The organism is Streptococcus toyakuensis, assembly GCF_024346585.1.
In the GTDB taxonomy this organism is placed as follows: domain Bacteria; phylum Bacillota; class Bacilli; order Lactobacillales; family Streptococcaceae; genus Streptococcus; species Streptococcus toyakuensis.
Genome location: NZ_AP024523.1, coordinates 1267718 through 1291212, shown reverse-complemented (window position 1 = coordinate 1291212; position 23495 = coordinate 1267718). Strand labels below are relative to the sequence as shown.

At 39.7% G+C, this 23495-nt stretch carries 22 protein-coding genes and 1 pseudogene; 14 read left to right on the top strand and 9 right to left on the bottom strand.

The features are described from left to right. Positions 1–63: 63 nt before the first annotated feature. Positions 64–681: pseudogene (locus STYK_RS06660) on the top strand (helical hairpin domain-containing protein); the annotation flags it as partial. 32 nt (positions 682–713) lie between these two features. Here the strand turns inward: STYK_RS06660 and STYK_RS06655 are convergent. Then, positions 714–1562, bottom strand: a complete 849-nt coding sequence (locus STYK_RS06655; RefSeq protein ID WP_261804746.1) for a helix-turn-helix domain-containing protein — start codon at positions 1560–1562, stop codon at positions 714–716. Between the two features lie 77 nt (positions 1563–1639). Between STYK_RS06655 and STYK_RS06650 the strand changes: the two genes are divergently transcribed. Together STYK_RS06650 and STYK_RS06645 are read left to right on the top strand one after the other, a co-directional pair. Next, positions 1640–1939, top strand: a complete 300-nt coding sequence (locus tag STYK_RS06650) for a hypothetical protein (protein WP_261804745.1) — start codon at positions 1640–1642, stop codon at positions 1937–1939. Continuing rightward, on the top strand, positions 1929–3143 hold the full coding sequence (locus tag STYK_RS06645; RefSeq protein ID WP_261804744.1) for an MFS transporter: 1215 nt from the start codon (positions 1929–1931) through the stop codon (positions 3141–3143). Before STYK_RS06650 ends, STYK_RS06645 begins: the two co-directional genes overlap by 11 nt. A gap of 235 nt (positions 3144–3378) precedes the next feature. Here STYK_RS06645 and yidA read toward each other — a convergent pair whose 3' ends face one another. After that, positions 3379–4185, bottom strand: coding sequence for a sugar-phosphatase (gene yidA, locus STYK_RS06640; protein WP_000023504.1), 807 nt, complete (start codon positions 4183–4185; stop codon positions 3379–3381). 12 nt (positions 4186–4197) lie between these two features. Next, complete coding sequence (locus tag STYK_RS06635) at positions 4198–5502, bottom strand: HD domain-containing protein (RefSeq protein ID WP_001003487.1); 1305 nt, start codon at positions 5500–5502, stop codon at positions 4198–4200. Positions 5503–5573: 71 nt separating this feature from the next. Here STYK_RS06635 and STYK_RS06630 point away from each other — a divergent pair, with 71 nt between their 5' ends. The 3 genes from STYK_RS06630 (at position 5574) to ffh (ending at position 7957) form a co-directional block, all read left to right on the top strand. Continuing rightward, positions 5574–5951: a YwiB family protein gene (locus STYK_RS06630; protein ID WP_261011622.1), complete on the top strand. Its 378-nt coding sequence runs from the start codon at positions 5574–5576 to the stop codon at positions 5949–5951. 90 nt (positions 5952–6041) lie between these two features. Further along, the gene (locus STYK_RS06625) at positions 6042–6374 is read left to right on the top strand and encodes a putative DNA-binding protein (protein ID WP_000402062.1); all 333 of its coding nucleotides are present in this window, start codon (positions 6042–6044) and stop codon (positions 6372–6374) included. Positions 6375–6385: 11 nt separating this feature from the next. Further along, positions 6386–7957 carry a signal recognition particle protein gene (gene ffh / locus STYK_RS06620; protein ID WP_261804743.1) on the top strand — a complete coding sequence of 524 codons (1572 nt, stop codon included), beginning with the start codon at positions 6386–6388 and terminating at the stop codon, positions 7955–7957. A gap of 95 nt (positions 7958–8052) precedes the next feature. On the opposite strand, the gene STYK_RS06615 is transcribed toward ffh, so the two are convergent. Both STYK_RS06615 and rsmG read right to left on the bottom strand, forming a co-directional pair. Then, positions 8053–9336, bottom strand: a complete 1284-nt coding sequence (locus STYK_RS06615; RefSeq protein ID WP_004241778.1) for a uracil-xanthine permease family protein — start codon at positions 9334–9336, stop codon at positions 8053–8055. 302 nt (positions 9337–9638) lie between these two features. Continuing rightward, entirely contained in the window at positions 9639–10352 is a 714-nt protein-coding gene (gene rsmG, locus STYK_RS06610; RefSeq protein ID WP_000801943.1) for a 16S rRNA (guanine(527)-N(7))-methyltransferase RsmG, read from the bottom strand. A 93-nt stretch (positions 10353–10445) separates the two neighbouring features. Between rsmG and STYK_RS06605 the strand changes: the two genes are divergently transcribed. Both STYK_RS06605 and htpX read left to right on the top strand, forming a co-directional pair. Then, positions 10446–11006 (top strand): LemA family protein, encoded by a 561-nt coding sequence (locus tag STYK_RS06605; RefSeq protein WP_000219833.1) that lies wholly within the window; start codon positions 10446–10448, stop codon positions 11004–11006. Position 11007: 1 nt separating this feature from the next. Then, complete coding sequence (gene htpX / locus STYK_RS06600) at positions 11008–11907, top strand: zinc metalloprotease HtpX (RefSeq protein ID WP_000895766.1); 900 nt, start codon at positions 11008–11010, stop codon at positions 11905–11907. A 151-nt stretch (positions 11908–12058) separates the two neighbouring features. On the opposite strand, the gene STYK_RS06595 is transcribed toward htpX, so the two are convergent. Both STYK_RS06595 and STYK_RS06590 read right to left on the bottom strand, forming a co-directional pair. Beyond that, a complete protein-coding gene (locus STYK_RS06595; RefSeq protein ID WP_261804742.1) occupies positions 12059–13618 on the bottom strand; it encodes an ATP-binding cassette domain-containing protein in 1560 nt (519 codons plus the stop codon). 337 nt (positions 13619–13955) lie between these two features. Next, on the bottom strand, positions 13956–14285 hold the full coding sequence (locus STYK_RS06590) for a hypothetical protein (protein ID WP_000653208.1): 330 nt from the start codon (positions 14283–14285) through the stop codon (positions 13956–13958). 162 nt (positions 14286–14447) lie between these two features. Between STYK_RS06590 and STYK_RS06585 the strand changes: the two genes are divergently transcribed. From STYK_RS06585 to carB, 6 genes are all read left to right on the top strand, one after another. Next, on the top strand, positions 14448–14990 hold the full coding sequence (locus STYK_RS06585) for a YceD family protein (protein ID WP_000773212.1): 543 nt from the start codon (positions 14448–14450) through the stop codon (positions 14988–14990). Next, the gene (nth, locus tag STYK_RS06580) at positions 14990–15619 is read left to right on the top strand and encodes an endonuclease III (protein WP_000244443.1); all 630 of its coding nucleotides are present in this window, start codon (positions 14990–14992) and stop codon (positions 15617–15619) included. Before STYK_RS06585 ends, nth begins: the two co-directional genes overlap by 1 nt. A gap of 221 nt (positions 15620–15840) precedes the next feature. Further along, positions 15841–16362, top strand: coding sequence for a bifunctional pyr operon transcriptional regulator/uracil phosphoribosyltransferase PyrR (gene pyrR, locus STYK_RS06575; RefSeq protein ID WP_000644747.1), 522 nt, complete (start codon positions 15841–15843; stop codon positions 16360–16362). An 18-nt stretch (positions 16363–16380) separates the two neighbouring features. Further along, complete coding sequence (locus STYK_RS06570) at positions 16381–17304, top strand: aspartate carbamoyltransferase catalytic subunit (protein ID WP_000115770.1); 924 nt, start codon at positions 16381–16383, stop codon at positions 17302–17304. Between the two features lie 49 nt (positions 17305–17353). After that, positions 17354–18433 carry a carbamoyl phosphate synthase small subunit gene (locus STYK_RS06565; RefSeq protein WP_000166853.1) on the top strand — a complete coding sequence of 360 codons (1080 nt, stop codon included), beginning with the start codon at positions 17354–17356 and terminating at the stop codon, positions 18431–18433. 200 nt (positions 18434–18633) lie between these two features. After that, positions 18634–21810: a carbamoyl-phosphate synthase large subunit gene (carB, locus tag STYK_RS06560; protein WP_084929977.1), complete on the top strand. Its 3177-nt coding sequence runs from the start codon at positions 18634–18636 to the stop codon at positions 21808–21810. Positions 21811–21879: 69 nt separating this feature from the next. Here carB and STYK_RS06555 read toward each other — a convergent pair whose 3' ends face one another. After that, positions 21880–22689, bottom strand: coding sequence for a LicD family protein (locus STYK_RS06555; RefSeq protein ID WP_020902789.1), 810 nt, complete (start codon positions 22687–22689; stop codon positions 21880–21882). Position 22690: 1 nt separating this feature from the next. Beyond that, positions 22691–23494 carry a LicD family protein gene (locus STYK_RS06550; protein ID WP_000811888.1) on the bottom strand — a complete coding sequence of 268 codons (804 nt, stop codon included), beginning with the start codon at positions 23492–23494 and terminating at the stop codon, positions 22691–22693. Position 23495 lies beyond the last annotated feature (1 nt).

The window sequence follows — 23495 nt, the reverse complement described above, 5'->3', positions numbered from 1 at the left end:
CGTCTTTAGGCGCTGGCTGGTAGTTTGGGCTTATAGCCCTGGGACAAACCACCCGTTTGACGGGTGGTCATGATTCCCAATTATCAATTAGATATTCTGGAAGAAGAGAATCAAACAAAATATAAAATCTTTATACGTGAGACAACTTCATACTTTGTATATAACAAAGAACATTCGGATAAGAATCAGTATGTCAAAGGACGAACATTGATAAGACAGCTAACCAATGATAGTCGAGTAATACCATACAGAAGACCTACAGTTAAGAGTCTACAGGAAAAGATTACTGAGATTAACCTCTTCATTGAATTAACTGAAGCAGATAAGAAATACCAAGACATTAAAGACGAGTTAGTAAAAGAAATAGCAGAGATAGATATAAAACTCAATCAAATTAATGAAAAAATCGCCAACTTAAATAAGATGGCGGAAGTGCTTATCAATTTGAAGAGTGAGTATGTGAGCAGTCGAAAGCTTGCAAGATATGACTTTTCAAAATTAAATTTGCCAGAATCAATTACAGTAGAACAAGTAAGCGAAGAAATAAGAGTGTTTCAAGAGGAGCTAGATCATTATCTTTATGAGTATAAGAGCATAATAAAAAATTTAGAAATGTTTTTAAAAGTACTTAATGATAAGGATTTTGATAAAAAATTTAGTACAGAAATACTATTGGAATAACAAGAACTAATCCTATGGTGGTTAAAGATTTGCTATTGATTAATATATTTGTCATAGTGCTCTTGGTACTGTGCTTTTATATTATGTTCTCCTAGAATTTCAAATACCTGAAGTGCTTGTTTCATCTTTTCGATTCCGTTCGCAGGATTGCACTTAAATTCAAAGTATCCACATGTATATAAGAAGACGGTTTGTTCATAATAGTTTAATTCATTATTTAGTAATTTTTTAATTTCTTTGATTAGAAAACTACAATTTTGAAATTCTTCTTTATCAATACTAACAATTAGGCAATTGATTGCCAATTGTGTAACAAGCCGTTTATTTGTCTTATTTAATGTTGAATAGATATAATTTTTTAACATTTCTATAGTTAATAGGAAGTAGGAGTTATATTTAATTGTTCTTACACAGTTACCTAATAGTATAATTTCATAGTAACCCCAGTTTTCAACTTTAAAAAGATAGTCTGTTAGCTGTAATAACTCCTCGTCCGAGGGGAGAAAATTTTTATTTGTTGTATAGAGAATCGATTTTACCATTGTCTTTTCATAAGGACCCAAGTTATAACTTGAAGAGTTTGATAGTAATTTAATAATAATATCAAAATTTTTTATGGAGTAGTGTTTTCGAATATATTGCACCAAGTTAGCGAATGATCCAGTTTTAGTAGAATTATTTTCATGAAGAATAATAAATTCATCCAAAGTTATATGCAATTTATCTAAAATATTGATTAGTCGAATACAAGAGATTTCTGATTCTCCACGTTCAAATCTAGAGATTTGAGATTTAGATAAATTACTATCAGCAATTGAAGATAAACTTATTTTCTTTCCTTTTCGAATTTTTCTGAGTGTTATACCAAGTTTTGATTTCATATTTCCCATTTTCCCAACAAAATTTCAAAGGTTTTTTATTTATTATACAATAAATAAAAAATAAAGGGAGGTTCAGTATGAAAAAAACTTTTAAAATTTACATGAATATTGTTATTGATTGTGGATATTATCATTATAGTCGGAGGTTGAATATTACCTTTATTTTGGATTATTATGAAATAGATGGTACTTGTTATCTTGATTTTAGAGTATCTGGCGAGGATGTATATTTCATTGAGTTAGTAACTATGTATGGTTTAAGTGAAAATAGTGCGGTACCAACTCTTGCAAAGAGGTTTGGAATAAGTCTTACCGATTTCATAAAAAGTGATATTCATCGTGGTTTAACTAGAAAGAAGGGACATTTTGGATATTAATAAGAAAACGTTTTATACAATTACTTTTGGTGAGTTTATATCAAATGTTGGAGATAGATTTCAGAAAATTGCTTTTCCAATCTTAATTTACCAAGAATTTCATTCGTCTTTTGCAATGGGAGGAATGGTGATTATTGAATTGTTACCTCAATTCTTGTTGGGATTCGTTATGGGTTACTTATTAGATAATTTCAATAAGAAAAAAATACTATTATGGTCTACATTAATACCTGCATTATTATGTAGTGTAATACCAATATTATCTAAATATTCAGTTTCTATATTTTTTTACTATGTTATTGCATTTTTGCTACCTTTATTTTCGACACTTTTTCAAACAGGATTCTCAGTCATTACTCCTGCTTTATTTGAGAAGGAAGAATTACAAAAATATAATTCTCAATTTCAAGGTGTACGAACTATTTCAAAATTAATTTCTCCAGCTCTAGCAGGGGTATTAATGTTAAAGTTTAATATTAATAGTATTTTTTTTATAAATAGTGCTTCTTTCTTATTGTTATTTCTTTCAATACTAATTTCATATATTCCAGATCAAGAACACAAGGAGAATGGTAATGATGATATAAAAGAAATTTTTGTAGGTTTTAAAGAGAACTTTACAAATATTAAGTTGAGGATTTCTTTACTCTTTACTATTGTTGTGAATATCGCTATGCTAGGCTTCAATGCAACGATTATTTATTATTTACAGGATCAATTAAAATTATCAAATAGTCTTGTTGGGATTGTTTACTCCATTGCTGGATTTGGTAGTTTGATAGCAGTAACCCTTCTTTCTACTTTTTTGAATAAGAAGAATACCTTTATCTTAATGAATATATCAATGGCAACTATCCCACTTGTCATTATGGCAAGCGGAATAGTAGAAAATTGGATATTTTTTGGAATTTGTTATTCAATTTTGAGCGGATTAATTACAATAGCTTCTGTTTCGATCACAACAATACAGCAGCAAGAAAGTACTGTGTATAATATTGGAAAGATACTTTCTAGTTCTTTTGTAATAGCTACCATTTTTGCTCCTTTTGGAGGGATACTGGCTGCTTATTTTAATTGGCTTTTAAACCCGAGATTAAGTCTAGTTATTTTGGGATTACTAAGTAGTTTATTGGTTATTCTTATAAAGAGTTATGAAAAAAAGCTAATTAAGAAAAGCACTGCAATATTTATAAAGGAAGATTAGTGGATCAATTATCATTAGAAAAAATAATATTAATTTGTAGTAAAATAAAAAATTGAAAAAGGTTTTACATAATGTACTATGTTTTTCAGATTTAATAATTATTAAGGGGATAGAACTAGAAACCAAAAATACTGAATCTTAAACTGCACCCCAAAAGTAAGATTTTTCTGTCTAACTTTTGGGGTCAGTACATTATCTCTAACTTCTGGAGTGCTTTTTCTATATTCAAATTATTTTACAGTACCCATGTACGGATGGCATGGGCAACGCCAGATTCGTCATTTGTTTTGGTGATGTATTTGGCGATTTTTTTGATTTCTGGATTTCCGTTTTCCATGACTACAGGGTTGCCAACGACTTCCAGCATGGCACGGTCGTTTTCTTCGTCACCGATAGCCATGGTTTCATCTTTGGTCAATCCGAGTTTTTCAGCTAGGTGAGTGATGGCTGAACCTTTGTCCACATTCTTTTTAAGGAGTTCGAGGTAGAAAGGAGCAGATTTGTTGATAGAGTAGCGCTCGTAAAATTCGGCTGGTATCTTTTCGATAGCAGTATCGAGGATTTCTGGTTCATCGATGAACATACACTTGACGATTTCTTTATCGGCCATTTCTTCAGGGGTGCGGTAGAAGATAGGCATGCTGACGAGGGTTGATTCGTGCACTGTGTATTTTCCGATATTGCGATTGGCAGTGTAGATACCGTCCTTGGTAATGGCGTGCATGTGAACACCAAGCTTACGACTGAGAAATTCCATATCCAGATAGTCCTCATAAGTCAAGGATTCGCTGATAATCTCATGTCCTGTAGCGGTTTCTTGGACAAGGGCACCATTGAAAGTCACAACATAGTCACCCTCGTCTCTCAACTGCAAGTCGTCGAGAAGTTTGGCAACACCTGCGATAGGGCGGCCAGTTGCAATCACGACTTTGACACCAGCTTCTTTGGCATCTTGGATGGCAGAAAAGACTTCAGGAGTGATTTCCTTTTGGCTGTTGACTAGGGTTCCGTCAATATCGACGGCAATTAGTTTAATACTCATAAAATTCCTCTTCTAGTTTTTATTTGGGGTAAAATGATCGTTCTCAATCAAGTGTAAAAATTGCTGGGTAATGCTTGCGAAGATGCTGTTTTGGTCCAACATTTCTTTTGGAAAATAAAAGCGATTATCTCCGTGTCGACTGCCAGCAAGAGATTGGACGATAGGAGACAGGCTAGAGAGTTCGGCTAGTTCTCCATTTTTTTGTAAAATCTCAATCTGTGTTCGTGGATTTTCAGATTCGGGACGATAGATATCATAAGGGAGGTCGAAGTTCTTATGAATAGCAGTGTAGTAGTCCGGATCAAAGCCGATATCCTCAACTAATTTTCTCATGCTGGCGAGTTGGTCTTGATCCTCTTGTGAAAAGGTAATGGATTTAAAGACCTTGCGGTTGACAAAGCGCTGTGATAAGTCTGCTAAAATCTTGTCAGGACTGGTCATCCAGAGTTGGAAGTAGGTATTCATCACACCATCATCCAGAGCCAGATAATCAGACAAGGTCACATTTTTTTCAAAGAATGGCAGGAGATGTGGAGAAGTTCGGGCAAAGAAGTCCTTGTCTTCTGGATAAAGTTCCTTAGCCCGCTTGAGAAGATTCTGTAGGAGAACTTCCATAGCCCGAGTTGCTGGGTGGAAATAAACCTGCATGTACATCTGGTAGCGACTGAGGACGTAGTCTTCGATGGCGTGCATGCCATTGCGCTGAAAGGCGATACCATTTGCGACAGGACGAATGACTCGGAGGATCCGAGTTAGGTCAAATTCCCCATAAGATGCTCCTGTAAAATAGGAGTCACGCAAGAGATAGTCCATGCGGTCTGCATCAATTTGACTGGAAATGAGTTGCACGACCTGCTTGTTAGGGTAGGTATGGTCTATGACACTGGCTACCTTTTCTGGAAAATCTGGCGCTACTTGTAGTAGGACTTGGTGAATCTCCGTTTCAGGACTTTGGATAATTTCCTGAGTAATAGCTTCGTGGTCTGTATCAAAGAGATGTTCAAAAGTATGGGAGTAGGCACCATGTCCGAGGTCATGAAGGAGTGCAGCGGTCATGGTCAAGAGAGACTCAGCAGGATTCCATTCTTCAGGATATTTTTCTTCAAAAATCTCTGTGATACGTCGTGCAATTTCATAGACTCCTAGACAGTGAGAGAAGCGGCTGTGTTCTCCGCCGTGGAAGGTATAACTGGACGTTCCCAGTTGCTTGATCCGGCGCAAGCGTTGAAATTCTTTTGTATTAATCAAGTCATAGATGATTTGATTATTGACATGGATGTAGTTGTGAACTGGGTCACGGAATACTTTTTCGTTCATATGACCATTATAGCAAAAAGCTAGAGTTTTTGGTAAAATAGTAGGACAAGAGACAAGAAAGAGGACTTGATGTGAAGATTCGGATGCGAAATACGATTCAGTTTGATGAGCAGTTGGAAGTGATTGACCAGCTTTATGACGTGGAAGTGCATGAAAAAGGAGATTATAGCTACCTGCTTTTCTATAATGAGGAAAAGGAAAAAGTGGTTATTAAATTTCATGGTCAAGAACTTGTGATGAGCCGATTTTCCAATCCCAAGACCATTATGCGCTTTCTAAAGGATAGCAATAGTTTAGCCTATATTCCCACACCTATGGGCATGCAGGAGTTTATCATCCAAACGAGCCATTATCAAGTTGATGGGCAAAAGATTGAACTAGATTATCAACTACAAAATCAAGAGGGACATCCCTTTGCCAGCTATCAATTGGAAATTACTTGGTGCTAGGCTCATGTCTTTTTCAAATTTAGCTAGCTATCTTTTCGGATTAGCCTGCTAATGTGGTAGATTAGACTATTTTTTGGTATAATAAAAGTTATGGAAATCGAAAAAACCAATCGTATGAATGCGCTCTTTGAATTTTATGCGGCGCTTTTGACAGATAAGCAAATGAATTATATCGAGCTATACTACGCTGATGATTACAGCCTTGCTGAGATTGCCGAGGAGTTTGGTGTCAGTCGTCAGGCTGTCTATGATAATATCAAGCGGACAGAAAAGATTCTGGAAGATTATGAGATGAAATTGCACATGTACTCGGACTACATTGTTCGCAGTCAAATTTTTGACCAGATTTTAGAGCGTTATCCAGAGGATGCTTTTCTGCAAGAGCAAATTGAGATTTTGACCAGTATTGATAATAGAGAATAAGAGGAAGAAAAATGGCATTTGAAAGTTTAACAGAACGTTTGCAGAACGTCTTTAAAAATCTACGTAAAAAAGGAAAAATCTCTGAATCTGATGTCCAAGAGGCAACCAAAGAAATTCGCTTGGCCTTGCTTGAGGCCGACGTTGCCTTGCCTGTTGTAAAGGACTTTATCAAGAAAGTTCGTGAGCGTGCAGTCGGGCATGAGGTCATTGATACCCTTAATCCTGCGCAACAGATTATTAAAATCGTTGATGAGGAACTGACAGACGTTTTAGGTTCTGATACAGCTGAGATTATCAAGTCACCTAAGATTCCTACAATCATCATGATGGTTGGTTTACAAGGAGCTGGTAAAACAACCTTTGCTGGTAAATTGGCCAACAAACTCAAGAAGGAAGAAAATGCTCGTCCTTTGATGATTGCGGCGGATATCTATCGTCCAGCAGCCATTGACCAGCTCAAAACTCTTGGACAACAAATTGATGTGCCTGTCTTCGCACTTGGAACAGAAGTACCAGCTGTTGAGATTGTACGTCAAGGTTTGGAGCAAGCCCAAGCTAATCATAATGACTATGTCTTGATTGATACGGCAGGTCGTTTGCAGATTGATGAGCTTTTGATGAATGAGCTTCGTGACGTGAAAGCACTGGCTCAACCAAACGAAATTCTCCTCGTGGTTGATGCCATGATTGGTCAAGAAGCGGCCAATGTTGCGCGTGAGTTTAATGCTCAGTTAGAAGTGACTGGGGTCATCCTTACCAAGATTGATGGGGACACTCGTGGTGGTGCTGCTTTATCTGTTCGTCACATTACTGGAAAACCAATCAAGTTTACTGGTACAGGTGAAAAGATTACGGACATTGAAACCTTCCACCCAGACCGCATGTCTAGCCGTATCCTTGGCATGGGGGATATGCTCACTTTGATTGAGAAAGCTTCTCAAGAATACGATGAGCAAAAAGCCCTTGAAATGGCTGAGAAGATGCGTGAAAATACCTTTGATTTCAATGATTTCATTGATCAGTTGGATCAGGTGCAAAACATGGGGCCGATGGAAGACTTGCTCAAGATGATTCCAGGTATGGCCAACAACCCAGCCCTTCAAAACATGAAGGTAGATGAACGCCAGATTGCTCGTAAACGTGCCATTGTGTCTTCGATGACTCCTGAGGAGCGTGAAAATCCCGATTTGTTAAATCCAAGCCGTCGCCGTCGTATCGCTGCAGGTTCTGGAAATACTTTTGTAGAAGTCAATAAATTCATCAAAGACTTTAACCAGGCTAAACAACTCATGCAAGGTGTCATGTCTGGAGATATGAACAAAATGATGAAGCAAATGGGAATCAATCCAAACAACCTTCCTAAAAATATGCCAAATATGGGAGGAATAGATATGTCTGCCCTTGAAGGAATGATGGGACAAGGCGGTATGCCTGACCTGTCAGCTCTCGGAGGAGCAGGAATGCCAGATATGAGCCAGATGTTTGGTGGCGGACTAAAAGGTAAAATCGGTGAATTTGCCATGAAACAGTCAATGAAACGTATGGCTAACAAAATGAAAAAAGCGAAGAAGAAACGTAAGTAAGACAAAGGAAGGCCGCAGGGCTTTCCTTTTTTAGAAAGAAGAAAAATGAGCACTTCCGTAATTGGAAATGCTCGTTTTTTGATGTGTTTAGACTCTTAATCTTTATTTTCGTATGGTAAGATCAAGTTCAAGATGATTCCTGTCATGGCTGATAGGGCAGTACCTGAAAGGGTAACTGGACCAAGTTTAAGGATAGCTCCTCCAAGTCCAAGGACCAACATAGCACTTGCGATGATTAGGTTACGCATTTGACTGAAGTCTACACGTTCTTTGATCAAGACTTTCAAACCATTACTTGCGATAACTCCGTAGAGAAGGATTGACATACCACCAAGTACAGCATTTGGAATGGTTGAAATCAAGGCAGTGAATTTACCAAGGAAGCTAAGGGCAATCGCGATGAAGGCAGCGTTACGGATAACTGAGACAGAAGCGATACGAGTCATACCGATAACCCCTGTATTTTCTCCATAAGTTGTATTGGCTGGTCCACCAAGGAAGGCAGAAACTGAAGTTGCGATACCGTCACCAAGAAGAGTACGGTGAAGACCTGGTTCTTTCAAGAATTGACGGCCACAGATTTGACCCAAAACAGTATGGTCTCCGATATGTTCAGAAATTGTTACGATAGCGATTGGCAAGATAGCGATGGTTTCTGGACCGAAGTAAAGATTGTATTCTTTAAAGGCACCGCCTGTATTAAATGGCAAGTAGAAACCAGGAATCTCGAACCAGTTGGCTTTAAGAACTGGTGTAAAGTCAACCAAGCCAAGTGTTAGTGCGAAGAGGTAACCACCGATAATGGCAAAGAGGAATGGAATGATTCGTAGGAAGCCTTTTCCTTTTGTATTGATAAAGGCAGCAATCAAGAAAGTAACAACTGCTACAAGAGCATTTTTCCAATTCCCGTCAGCTACAAGACCAGCATTGGTAACAGCTGAACCTGCAAGTCCCAGACCGATAACGATAATCATAGGTCCGATGATGATTGGTGGCAAGAGTTTATCAATCCATTTTGTACCTGCAAAACGAACACCTGCAGCCACAAGGACATAGACCAAACCAGTCAAGATAACTCCTGTTTGAGCAGCAGATACATCACCCCCCATTTCTTTCATAGCCAGTGACATTGCTGTGATAAAGGCAAAAGAAGAACCTAGATAAACTGGAACTTTAAATCCAGTTGAAATCATATAGATGAGTGTCCCGACACCTGAAGCAAAAAGGGCAACAGATACAGGCATTCCCAAAATCAAGGGTACCAAGATGGTCGCACCGAACATGGCGAAAACGTGTTGGAAACTAAGGAGAATTCCTTTTCCAGCCGAAGGACGTTGGTCAACGTCTAGTAACAAATCAACAGTTGATTCTTGTTTCATATAAACCTCACTTTTGGGCATCAAAAAAGAGCCCATTATTTTACAGCAATAGGCCCTCAGAGTAAGACTTCTTTAAAATTTAGACTTTAAAGAGTTTCAAGTATTTCTGCGTCTTCGTCACCTCACGGGATGACATTAAAAACCTTTGCTTAGGATAGTATAGCAGAAAAAAATGATTTTGTAAATCATTTTTTCCCGAGCCTAGAAATAAAAGAGCGAGGTTGATTTTGTAAATCATTTTTTCCCGAGCCTGAAAATAAAAGAGCGAGGCTGACTTTGTAAATATTTTTTTACTAAAAAATTTAAAGCGGGCGTTTGTTGGGCATGCCAGCCTTTCTTGGATATTTATTTGGTGTTTCTTTTTTCTTTTCTACCACTGTGATGTAACGTGGATCTCCATTTGGTAGGGCGTAGCTGAGATTGTCTTCTACTTTACTAAAAAGGAGGTTGAGGGCATTCTTAGCTTCTAATAATTCCTCAGGAGCATTGCTAGCCTTGAGTGCCAATAGTTTTCCGCCAACTTTAAGGTAGGGAATAGTTAATTCAGATAGGACTTGCATACGGGCAACCGCACGAGCCGTTACAAAATCATACTGAGCACGGAAGTTTTTGTCTTGGGCAAAATCTTCGGCACGTCCATGGTAGAAATGAACATCGTCTAAATCCAGTTCCTGAGCCAAAAGTTTGAGGAAGTTGATGCGCTTGTTGAGAGAATCAATGATAGTTACATTTAGCTGAGGATAGAGGATTTTCATAGGTAGACTAGGAAATCCTGCCCCGGCTCCAATATCAAGAAGTTTGATAGTTTCATTTGAAATTAAGCCTTGCAGAATGGGTGCAATCGAATCGTAAAAGTGTTTCAGATAGACTTCTTCCTTATCTGTAATAGCCGTCAAATTAATCTTCTCATTCCACTCGACCAAGAGTTCAAAATAGCGTTCAAATTGTTTTTTTTGCTGGTCCGAAAGTGAAAGATTTTGCTCGGCAAGCAAGTTGTAAAATGTTTCTGGTTTCATAGTTTTTTCCTTCTTTAGTATCATCTTATTTTACCACAATCATTAAAAATTTGATATACTGGTACTAATCTAAAAGCAGAAAGGACTTATATAATGACTTGGATTATTCTTGGAGTTTTAGCTCTTATTGTTATTTTTGTGATTGTTAGTTATAACGGTTTGGTTAAGAATCGTATGCAAACCAAGGAGGCTTGGAGCCAGATTGATGTTCAGTTGAAACGTCGAAATGACCTCTTGCCAAACTTGATTGAAACTGTAAAAGGTTATGCAAAATATGAAGGTTCTACCCTTGAAAAGGTGGCAGAACTACGTAACCAAGTGGCGGCAGCGACTTCACCAGCAGAAGCTATGAAAGCTAGTGATGCCCTTACTCGTCAGGTTTCAGGTATTTTTGCAGTTGCAGAAAGCTATCCAGATTTGAAAGCTAGTGCAAACTTTGTTAAATTGCAAGAGGAGTTGACAAACACAGAAAATAAAATTTCTTACTCTCGTCAACTCTACAACAGTGTTGTCAGCAACTACAATGTAAAATTAGAAACTTTCCCAAGCAATATTATCGCTGGAATGTTTGGATTTAAAGCAGCAGATTTCCTTCAAACACCAGAAGAGGAAAAGGCAGTTCCTAAAGTTGATTTTAGCGGTTTAGGTGACTAAGATGTTGTTTGATCAAATTGCAAGCAATAAACGAAGAACCTGGATTTTGTTGCTGGTATTTTTCCTACTCTTAGCTCTGGTTGGCTATGCAGTTGGTTACCTCTTCATGCGATCTGGGCTTGGCGGTTTGGTTATTGCACTGATTATCGGATTTATCTATGCCATGTCTATGATTTTTCAATCAACAGAGATTGTCATGTCCATGAATGGCGCGCGTGAAGTTGATGAGCAAACGGCACCAGACCTCTACCATGTAGTGGAAGATATGGCTATGGTGGCTCAGATTCCTATGCCCCGTGTTTTCATCATTGAGGATTCTTCTTTAAATGCCTTTGCGACAGGTTCTAATCCTCAAAATGCGGCGGTTGCTGCGACGTCAGGTCTCCTCGCTATCATGAATCGTGAAGAACTAGAAGCTGTTATGGGGCATGAAGTTAGTCATATTCGTAATTATGATATCCGCATTTCGACAATTGCTGTTGCCCTTGCCAGTGCTATCACCATGCTTTCTAGTATGGCAGGTCGTATGATGTGGTGGGGTGGGGCAGGTCGCAGACGAAATGACGATGATCGTGACGGAAATGGCTTAGAAATCATTATGCTCGTGGTTTCTCTACTAGCTATTGTGCTGGCACCTCTTGCTGCAACCTTGGTGCAACTAGCTATTTCCCGCCAGAGGGAATTCCTAGCTGATGCTTCCAGTGTCGAGTTGACCCGCAATCCTCAAGGAATGATCAATGCTCTACGTAAGTTGGACAATAGCGAGCCGATGCATCACCATGTTGATGACGCCAGCAGTGCACTTTATATCAATGATCCCAAGAAAGGTGGAGGGTTCCAAAAACTCTTTTATACCCACCCACCTATCTCAGAACGTATTGAACGTTTAAAACATATGTAAAATGAAGGCTGGGAAAAAGCCTTTAAAATCTGAAAAACGCATAATATCAGGTGTGAAAAAAACTTGATATTATGCGTTTTATTGTGGGAAGATTTACTTTCTCTTCTCCTAAAATTGTGTTTTTGCCCCACCTATCTGCTATGTTGCAAATTTATAAATTGTCTAAATTAACTACATCCAAACCGTGTTCTGTCAAGCGATAGATAGTCGAACAGACCTCTTTTAAGAAACGACGGTCATGCGAAACAGTGATGATACCGCCTGGATAGGTTGCAAAGAGTTTTCTAATTTCGGGTTGAGAAGTTGGAGAAAAGTTTCGTGTGGGTTCATCCAGTAGGAGAAAGTTTGGTTTGCGTAAGACTAAATCCAAAAGCAGGAGTTTTCCCTGTTGTCCGCCAGATAAGGAGCGGATTTGATGCTGCATTTCTGGGTAACTGAAATTGAGGCTGGCTAAGTAGGATTGGATTTTCTGTAGTTCCTCTTTTTCCCCAGCTTTGCTGAGATAGGCTACTGGAGATAAATCTAATTGCAGTTTCTTATGGTAATCTTGTGGCATATAACCAAGCGAAATTTCTCTTTTATCATTAAGAAGTTGCTGTAACTTGGCTAACAGAGTTGATTTACCAACACCATTTTGGCCGATGATACCGATTTTTTCTTGGCCACGGACAGTTAGTTGTAGTTCTCGAGCCAAAACTCGGTCGTCAATGGATAAATTTTCTTTTTCCAGCTGGATTAAGACTTTAGAAGCAGGTAATGGCTGTATATCTGAGAAGAAAAGTTGAATGTGTTCTTCTTCAAGTGGTTTTTGGGTCATGGACTTAGCTGTCTTTTCAATGCGTTTTTCTTGAGAGAGAACATTTTTCATCTTTTTAGCTAATAGGCGCCCAGCAGTACTGTCTTTGGTAGCTCGAAGCGCAGTTTCTACATTTTGCTTGACTCGCCGATGTTTTTCCATGGTTTTATCGTAGGCTCGTTGGTCGTTAGCAGCTTGTTGGCTTTGTTTTATAAAATTAGCCTTTCTCTGGTCGCTATAGCTATCATAGTCTAAATGCTCTACTAGCGTTTCCGCTTCTTTACGGTGCTTGACCAGTCGCAAGTGGACAATAGTATCAGCCGTTTCAGAAAGAAAGTCTTCATCATGGGAAATGAAAATAACGGTTTGCCGAATCTTTCGAATCTGACTTTTTAGCCAATCAACCGTCTCAAGGTCTAGGTCATTTGAAGGTTCATCTAAAAATAGAATCTCAAAGGGTTTGGCTAACTCATGGATGAGCTGAATTTTCAAAGCTTCGCCCCCCGAAAGGCTTCCAATCTCTTGAACGCTAGCGAAACGGTTGCTATCAAAGTGTAACTCCTCAGCCAAACGATAGAGGATACTGTAGTCTAAATCAGCAAAATCCAAAAAGAAGTAGTCGTGTAGACTTTTCTTTTTCAGCTCTTCGGGGAGTTTTTGAGGAATGTAGGCTATTGATTGATAATCAGATTGAATGTCTCCCCTGATAGTGAAATCAGGTAAAGTTTCTCCCATTAAAGTTTTAATCAAGGTTGATTTGCCATTTCCTTCCTCTCCAATAATAGCTATCTTTTCCCCGTCTTGGATGGTCATGTTTAAGTCTGAGACAAGGTCTCGTAAATCTTTGTTTTGTGTGATGGTCAGGTGATTGATTTTTATCATATGATTGCCCTTTCTAGAATGTCGATAGTGCATAACAAAAAGCTCTACTTTATCTAGTAGAGCCCAAAGTCACTGTCAAAACTCTATTATCCTCGTTGAAAAGCTCGTCAAACTAGCTTAGGATTGCCTAATCCAACTCAAGAGGAGCAGATGGTTAGCCTTCTAGTTTTTTGATTTTCAATGAGGATAAGATACTAGAAAATCTAGTATGAAAAGAGCACACAAAAAGAGACAAAAACAAGATCTACTAAATAAAGTTTCTTTATTTGATAGACTTAGTTGTTCATGTCTCCCTTACCTCCGAGTATTAGTATCTTTATCCTATACCTTTAAGGAAATTTTGTCAACAGAAAACTGACAATTCTAATCTCTAAAATCCGAAAACAGGTCCATAGAGAGTCAGTACGTGTTTGATATGCTCGTAATGGAATTTATCATAGTTTCGCCAAGCAGTGCGTGCTTGATCATTCAGTTTTAGGCTACCAAGACCAATCAGAAGACTGGTACGTTGGTAAAATTTCTCAAGGTCGATTAAAATACTGTTGTCCAACTTTTCCGCTTTTTTGAGCTCTTGCAGAGTAGTGTTTAGCAGCTCTTGCAGTCGAATATCATCTGCCCTACCCTGTTTGCAGCTTTGGAAACTTTTATTTAACTCGGATAGGAGTTGGGTTGCATTAGTAATGAGTTCTTTGTCTTTCATGTGAGCATCCTCCTTGCTCTGATGTATTATTGCCTATAGTATGGCACTAAAAAATGTCATAGTAAACATGTTAAAAAATCGAATGTTAATTAAAAAGTTTGGTGGGCTGATTTGTAGGCTTTTCATGGTATAATCAAGAGAGTAAATCTTTATGGAGGAAGTATGAAATTAAATATTCAAGAAATTCGTAAGCAGTCTGAAGGCTTGCATTTTGAACAAACGTTAGACCTAGCTGCAGACCTGCGTGCACGCAATCAAGAAATTTTAGATGTAAAAGATATCCTTGCAGTTGGGAAAGTACAGTACGAAGACCGTATGTATTTCTTAGATTATCAACTATCTTATACCATTGTTCTTGCTTCAAGTCGCAGTATGGAACCAGTTGAGTTAGTTGAATCTTATCCAGTAACGGAAGTTTTCATGGAAGGTGCAACTAACCAACTAGATCAGGAAGTTTTAGACGATGATTTGGTCTTGCCTATCGAAAATGGAGAACTTGACCTTGCTGAGAGCGTGTCAGATAATATCCTTCTCAACATTCCTATCAAGGTCTTGACGGCTGAAGAAGAGGCTGGTCAAGGATTTGTTTCAGGAAATGACTGGCAAATCATGACAGAAGAAGAATACCAAGCTCAACAGGCAGTTAAGAAAGAAGAAAACAGTCCTTTTGCTGGCTTACAAGGACTATTTGACGGAGACGAATAATGGTCTTGTCAAAAAAACGAGCACGAAAAGTGCTGGAAGAAATAATTGCTCTGTTTCCAGATGCCAAGCCCAGTCTTGATTTTACCAATCATTTTGAACTACTAGTTGCGGTCATGTTGTCAGCTCAGACAACGGATGCAGCGGTAAATAAGGCTACACCAGGTCTCTTTGCTGCCTTTCCAACGCCACAAGCCATGTCTGTAGCGACAGAGAGTGAGATTGCTTCACACATTTCTCGCCTGGGACTGTATCGGAATAAGGCTAAATTCCTTAAAAAATGTGCCCAACAGTTACTAGATGATTTTGATGGCCAAGTTCCTCAAACACGTGAGGAATTGGAAAGTCTTGCAGGAGTTGGTCGCAAGACAGCCAATGTTGTCATGAGTGTGGGCTTTGGGATTCCAGCCTTTGCAGTGGATACTCATGTGGAGCGTATCTGCAAACACCACGATATTGTCAAAAAATCAGCGACACCGCTTGAGGTGGAAAAGCGGGTCATGGATATCTTGCCACCGGAGCAGTGGTTAGCTGCCCATCAGGCCATGATTTATTTTGGAAGAGCCATTTGCCATCCTAAAAATCCAGAGTGTGACCAGTACCCACAGTTATATGACTTTAGCAATTTATAAGCAATTTATAAGATGGGGTTTCAAAAGTTTTTGCTTGATTTTAAGCATGCTTTGTGCTATAGTATTTGATAACTAAATATTCCTTTAAACCTGTCCCGTGAGGCAGGCAAGGAGAACGATTAAGTAGTAGGGTGAAGTCTATACTGTTTGCAGTAGGGCTCGCTTGGCTATACATTTCAAGTCTCCTTGTTTAAGGAGACTTTTCTTTTTGGAGGTTTGTCATGAAGGCAAAAGAAGTTGTAGACGAATTGACTGTCAAACGAGCGATTACGCGTATTACTTATGAGATTATCGAACGCAACAAAGATTTGAATAAAATCGTCTTGGCTGGTATTAAAACTCGTGGTGTCTTTATCGCCCACCGAATCCAAGAACGTTTGGAACAGCTAGAAAATCTTTCAGTTCCTGTTGTGGAATTGGATACTAAACCTTTCCGTGATGATGTTAAAAGTGGAGAAGATACTTCTTTGGTTTCTGTCGATGTGACAGACCGCGAAGTTATCTTGGTGGATGATGTGCTCTATACAGGTCGTACCATCCGTGCTGCTATTGATAATATTGTAGGTCATGGTCGTCCTGCGCGCGTGAGTTTAGCAGTTCTAGTCGATCGTGGACATAGAGAATTGCCAATCCGTCCAGATTACGTTGGAAAAAACATCCCAACCAGTCGTTCTGAAGAAATCATCGTAGAGATGGCAGAACTTGATGGCCAAGATAGAGTTCTGATTACTGAAGAAGCTTAGAAAGCTAAAGGAGTAGCCATGTCAGTAAATCAACAAGCATTAAACCATGTGGTGTCCATGGAAGACCTCACTGTCGATCAAGTGATGAAATTGATCAAGCGAGGAATTGAGTTTAAAAATGGAGCTCAGCTTCCCTATGAGGACCATCCGATTGTTTCCAATCTTTTCTTTGAGGATTCTACACGAACGCATAAGTCCTTTGAAGTGGCAGAGATTAAACTGGGATTGGAGCGACTTGACTTTGATGTGAAGACTAGTTCAGTCAATAAGGGTGAGACACTTTATGATACCATTTTGACTCTGTCTGCTTTAGGAGTGGATGTCTGTGTGATTCGCCACCCTGAGGTTGACTACTACAGAGAGTTAATTGCAAGTCCGACGATTACGACTTCCATCATCAATGGTGGAGATGGTTCGGGTCAACACCCTAGCCAGAGCTTGCTTGATTTGATGACTATTTATGAGGAATTTGGTCACTTTGAGGGTCTCAAGGTTGCGATTGCAGGTGACTTGGACCACTCACGCGTTGCTAAATCCAATATGCAGATTTTGAAACGCTTGGGAGCTGAACTTTATTTTGCTGGACCTGAGGAATGGAGAAGTCAAGAGTTTGCAGATTATGGACAGTTTGTAACCATTGATGAAATCATTGATCAGGTGGATGTCATGATGTTTCTCCGTGTGCAACATGAACGCCATGATAGTGGAGCTGTCTTTTCAAAAGAAGACTACCATGCCCAACATGGCTTGACTCAAGAACGTTATGACCGTTTGAAAGAAACAGCAATCCTCATGCACCCAGCTCCAGTCAACCGTGATGTAGAAATCGCAGACCACTTGGTTGAAGCACCAAAATCACGGATTGTCCAACAAATGACCAATGGTGTCTTTGTTCGAATGGCAATCTTAGAATCCGTACTGGCGAGTAGAAACGCCAACTAAAACACAAGACGTTAAAAGACGCCAGTGAGCGTCCACGAGAGGTGAAAATATGACAAAAAGACTTCTAGTATTAGAAGATGGCACAGTTTTTGAAGGCAAAGCCTTCGGAGCAGATATTGATGTTACAGGCGAAATCGTCTTTAATACAGGCATGACCGGCTACCAAGAATCCATTACAGACCAGTCTTATAATGGACAAATCTTGACCTTTACTTATCCTTTGGTAGGAAATTATGGAATCAACCGTGATGATTACGAATCCATTATTCCAACTTGTAAGGGAGTCGTTGTTTTTGAAGAAGCGCGTAGAGCAAGTAACTGGCGTAATCAAATGACCTTGGATGAATTTTTGAAAGCCAAGAAAATTCCTGGTATTTCAGGAATTGATACGCGTGCCCTCACCAAGATTATCCGTAAGCATGGTACTATGCGTGCAACCTTGACCCATGTTGGGGACAGCATGGATCATGTGACGGACCAGCTCCAAGCGACAGTCTTGCCGACAGACAATATCAAGCAGGTTTCTACTAAAACTTCCTATCCAGCTCCAGGAGTTGGTTTGAGTGTTGTCTTGGTGGACTTTGGTCTCAAGCATTCAATTTTACGTGAACTTTCTAAACGCAACTGTAATGTGACGGTTGTTCCGTATTCGACAACGGCTGAAGAAATTCTCCATCTCAATCCTGACGGAGTGATGTTGTCAAACGGTCCAGGTAACCCAGAAGATGTTCCACAGGCACTGGATATGATTCGTGGTGTGCAAGGAAAAATTCCAATCTTTGGTATCTGTATGGGGCACCAACTCTTTGCAATGGCAAATGGTGCTAAGACCTACAAGATGAAGTTTGGTCACCGTGGATTTAACCATGCGGTACGTGAAATTGCTACAGGACGTGTGGATTTTACAAGTCAAAACCATGGTTATGCAGTTAGCCGTGAGGATTTGCCAGAGCATTTGATCATTACCCACGAAGAAATCAATGACAAGTCAGTTGAAGGTGTGCGTCACAGATACCAACCTGCTTTCTCTGTTCAATACCATCCAGACGCAGCCCCTGGTCCACACGACGCTAGCTACCTATTTGATGAGTTTATCGAGATGATGGAAGCTTTTAAACAATCAAACTAAGAACGAGTAAAAGCTCGTCGGAGAATTTATTTAATGGCAACCTGAGAGTTGCCGAATAGAAAGGAGAAGATACATTGTTCGCGGAAGTGAACACGCCCTAAGAACTGTGTGAAAAAGATAAACATCGTCTTGACGCTGAAGGCGTCTGCACCGAGTTTCCTATTTTCGCTGTGTTCTTTACGGGCTTTGTATCATAAACTATGCCTAAACGTACTGATATTCAAAAAATTATGGTGATTGGTTCTGGTCCGATTATTATTGGTCAAGCTGCTGAGTTTGACTACGCTGGGACCCAGGCTTGCTTGTCGTTGAAAGAGGAAGGTTATGAGGTTGTTTTGGTTAACTCAAATCCTGCAACTATCATGACGGACAAGGAAATTGCTGATAAGGTTTATATTGAACCGATTACACTTGAGTTTGTGACACGAATTCTTCGCAAGGAACGTCCAGATGCCTTGCTACCAACACTCGGTGGGCAAACTGGTCTTAATATGGCCATGGAATTATCTAAAAATGGTATCCTTGATGAGCTTGGTGTTGAACTTCTGGGAACTAAATTATCTGCTATTGACCAAGCGGAGGATCGTGACCTCTTTAAACAATTGATGGAAGAATTGGAACAACCCATTCCAGAATCTGAAATTGTAAACACTGTTGAAGAAGCTGTTGCCTTTGCAGCAACAATTGGCTACCCAGTCATCGTTCGTCCAGCCTTTACACTTGGTGGTACTGGTGGTGGAATGTGTGCTAATGAGGAAGAATTGCGTGAAATCGCTGAAAATGGATTGAAATTGTCACCTGTGACCCAATGTTTGATTGAACGTTCGATTGCAGGTTTCAAGGAAATCGAATACGAAGTTATGCGTGACTCAGCTGACAATGCTTTGGTTGTTTGTAACATGGAAAACTTTGACCCAGTTGGGATTCATACAGGAGATTCCATTGTATTTGCCCCTGCTCAAACCATGTCAGACTATGAAAACCAAATGCTTCGTGACGCTAGCTTGAGCATTATTCGTGCCCTCAAGATTGAAGGTGGATGTAACGTTCAGTTGGCCCTTGACCCACACAGCTTCAAGTACTATGTCATTGAAGTAAACCCTCGTGTATCGCGTTCTTCAGCCCTTGCTTCAAAGGCGACAGGTTACCCAATTGCCAAATTGGCTGCTAAGATTGCCGTAGGTTTGACCTTAGATGAGGTGATCAACCCAGTTACAGGTTCAACCTATGCCATGTTTGAGCCAGCCCTTGACTATGTGGTTGCCAAGATTCCGCGTTTCCCATTTGACAAGTTTGAAAAGGGTGAGCGCCGTCTTGGTACCCAGATGAAGGCGACTGGGGAAGTAATGGCGATTGGTCGTAACATCGAGGAATCTCTCCTTAAAGCTTGTCGCTCCCTTGAAATTGGTGTGCACCACAATGAAATGCCTGAACTTGCAGCGGTTTCGGATGATGCCTTGATTGAAAAAGTTGTCAAAGCCCAGGATGACCGTCTCTTCTATGTGTCAGAAGCTATTCGCCGTGGTTACACACCAGAAGAAATTGCTGAATTGACTAAGATTGATATCTTCTATCTGGATAAACTCTTGCATATCTTTGAAATTGAGCAAGAATTAGGTGCCCATCCACAAGATCTAGAAGTCTTGAAAACAGCAAAACTAAATGGTTTCTCAGACCGTAAGATTGCTGAACTATGGGAAACGACAGCTGACCAAGTTCGCCAGCTTCGTTTGGAAAGCAAGATTGTTCCAGTTTATAAGATGGTAGATACTTGTGCGGCAGAATTTGACTCTGAAACACCATACTTCTATTCAACCTATGGTTGGGAAAACGAGTCTATCAAGTCTGATAAGGAATCTGTACTTGTCCTAGGTTCTGGTCCAATCCGTATCGGTCAAGGGGTCGAGTTTGACTATGCAACGGTTCACTCTGTTAAGGCTATCCAAGCTGCTGGCTACGAAGCTATCATCATGAACTCAAATCCAGAGACCGTATCTACAGACTTCTCGGTATCTGATAAACTCTACTTTGAACCATTGACTTTTGAAGATGTGATGAACGTCATCGACTTGGAGCAACCAAAGGGTGTTATCGTTCAGTTCGGTGGTCAAACAGCCATCAACCTTGCGGAGCCATTGGCGAAAGCAGGTGTGACCATCCTTGGGACACAGGTTGCTGACCTAGACCGAGCTGAGGACCGTGACCTCTTTGAGCAAGCTCTTAAAGATTTGGATATTCCACAGCCACCAGGACAAACGGCTACCAATGAAGAAGAAGCAGTTCTTGCAGCTCGAAAGATTGGCTTCCCAGTTCTTGTCCGTCCATCTTATGTACTTGGTGGACGTGCTATGGAAATCGTTGAAAACGAAGAAGACCTTCGTTCTTACATGCGCACAGCGGTTAAGGCTAGTCCTGACCATCCAGTCCTTGTAGACTCTTATATCGTTGGACAAGAGTGTGAAGTTGATGCCATTTCAGACGGAGAAAATGTCCTTATCCCTGGTATCATGGAGCATATCGAACGTGCTGGTGTCCACTCAGGTGACTCAATGGCCGTTTACCCACCACAAACCTTGTCGCAAAAGGTTCAGGAAACTATAGCAGACTATACGAAACGTCTAGCAATCGGCCTTAATTGCCTTGGAATGATGAACATCCAGTTTGTTATCAAGGATGAAAAAGTCTACGTTATTGAGGTCAATCCACGTGCCAGCCGTACGGTTCCATTCCTTTCTAAAGTGACCAATATCCCTATGGCTCAAGTAGCAACCAAGCTCATTCTTGGTCAAAAACTTGAAGAACTTGGCTACCAAGATGGACTTTACCCTGAAAGTACCCGCGTTCATATCAAGGCACCTGTCTTCTCCTTTACCAAACTAGCTAAGGTAGACAGCTTACTTGGTCCTGAAATGAAGTCAACAGGGGAAGTTATGGGTTCTGATACGACTTTGGAAAAAGCTCTCTATAAGGCCTTTGAAGCTTCTTACTTACACTTGCCAACTTTTGGTAACGTTGTATTTACCATCGCTGATGATGCCAAAGAAGAAGCCTTGGACTTGGCTTGTCGTTTCCAAAATATTGGCTATGGAATCCTCGCGACAGAAGGGACAGCAGCCTTCTTTGCCAGTCATGGATTGCAAGCCCAACCTGTTGGTAAGATTGGTGATGACGATAAGGATATTCCAAGCTTTGTTCGTAAAGGAAGAATTCAAGCTATCATTAACACAGTAGGAACAAAACGAACTGCAGACGAAGATGGAGAGCAGATTCGCCGTTCAGCTATTGAACACGGGGTGCCCCTCTTCACAGCCCTAGATACAGCTAACGCCATGCTCAAAGTATTGGAAAGCCGTAGTTTTGTCACAGAAGCGATTTAAATAGAAAAAAGAGAAGGTATAACGATCTTCTCTTTTTTGTTATATTTTTTCTTGTAAACTACTGCTTAATCAGCTTTTGCGATAAGCTTTAATGCTATGACTATACCATTCTTGCATTTCCTTTGATGGTGGTGTCATATAATCCCCGTACATCTGGGTTAAAAATTGATCATATTTTTTAGGGACGGGCAACATACGGCCTTCAAACTCAGTTAAGATGAGTTCTTTAAAGGTATCAACTGGGAAGACTTCTTTCATTCCTTCTTTACCAATACCAATTCCTCCCTCATATTGAGGAGTGTTAGTTGCAGCATTTTTGACTAGCTGATCAATTTTCTTGTAAAAGTAACGGGGATTGACAAATCGGAGGGCGTACCAGCTACATAATCTTAGAAAATCTTTTAACTTGCTGTCACCGTGAACTGCGCGTGATTTTTTGATATAAGCTAGTTGACGAAGAGCTACATACTTATAACTCTTGTCGACAATGCTCAAATCTGTAAAGCGATCAATTGGGAAGACATCGATAAAGAGACTGGTGTCATGACGCTTGTACTTAACATGGTCTTCGATAACAGTAGAAGTATCCAAAATCGATGCGAAATTATGGAAGTACCAAGAAGAAGTGTCGTAGGATAGAACCTTATAACGTGGATGGTCTTCTTCCTTAATAATTTTCAATAAGCGCTCATAATCTTCACGATAAAGGGAAATATCGATATCATCGTCCCAGGGAATCATACCTTTGTGGCGGATAGCTCCAAGCATGGTTCCATAACTGAGAAAATAAGGAATATCATGTTTCTTACAAGTCTCATCAATATAGTCTAGCAGGGCTAGTTGAATTTCTTTAATTTCTTCTTTTTCTAAATACTGCATCCTAATCCTCCAATTTGTAAGCGTGAAATTCATGACTGTAGAAGCGTTTTTCTTCTGGTGGTAGGGTCATATAATCTCCATAAAATTGCGTCAAAATAGTATCAAATTTTTCAGGTGCTGGAAGGCTTAAATTTTCAAAGGGTAAATCAATTGTTTTATCAAAGGTACCGCTTGGGAAGACTTCTTTTTCCTTAAATTTAGAAGGGATAAAGGCCATATACTGACCATTCTTACGACTATATTTTTGAATTTCTTTCTCGATTTTATGTGCGAAATAACGAGGAGAAACAGGTCGAAGGAGTAACCAGAAGGCTGTTCGTATCCAATCTTTTAAAAGGCTATCCTTATAGACAATATTTTTATATTTACTGAAAGACAGAAGTTTGAAGCTTTCCAGTTTATAACAAATATCAATGACCTTAGGGTCATCAAAGCGATCCATAGGGAAAATATCGATAAAAACACCTGACTCATAGGTTTTTGTATTCCGAGTATCAATAATTTTAGTCGTACTGTCTGTTATTTTGACAAAGTTGTTAAAGTAGTTCTTATCAGTTTCTAAGGAAAGGAGCTTATATTTGCTTTTTTCCTTTTGAAAAATGTTTATAAATCGTTGGTAGTCTTCTCGAGGCATGGACAAATCAATATCGTCGTCCCAAGGAATAAAGCCCTGATGTCGAACCGCCCCAATCAGAGTACCGTAGTTAATAATATAGTTGATATTGTGCTTTTTACAGAGAGTATCAATATAATCCAAAATTTCTAATTCAATTTGTTTGGCATCTTCAATGGTTAGTTGTTTCATT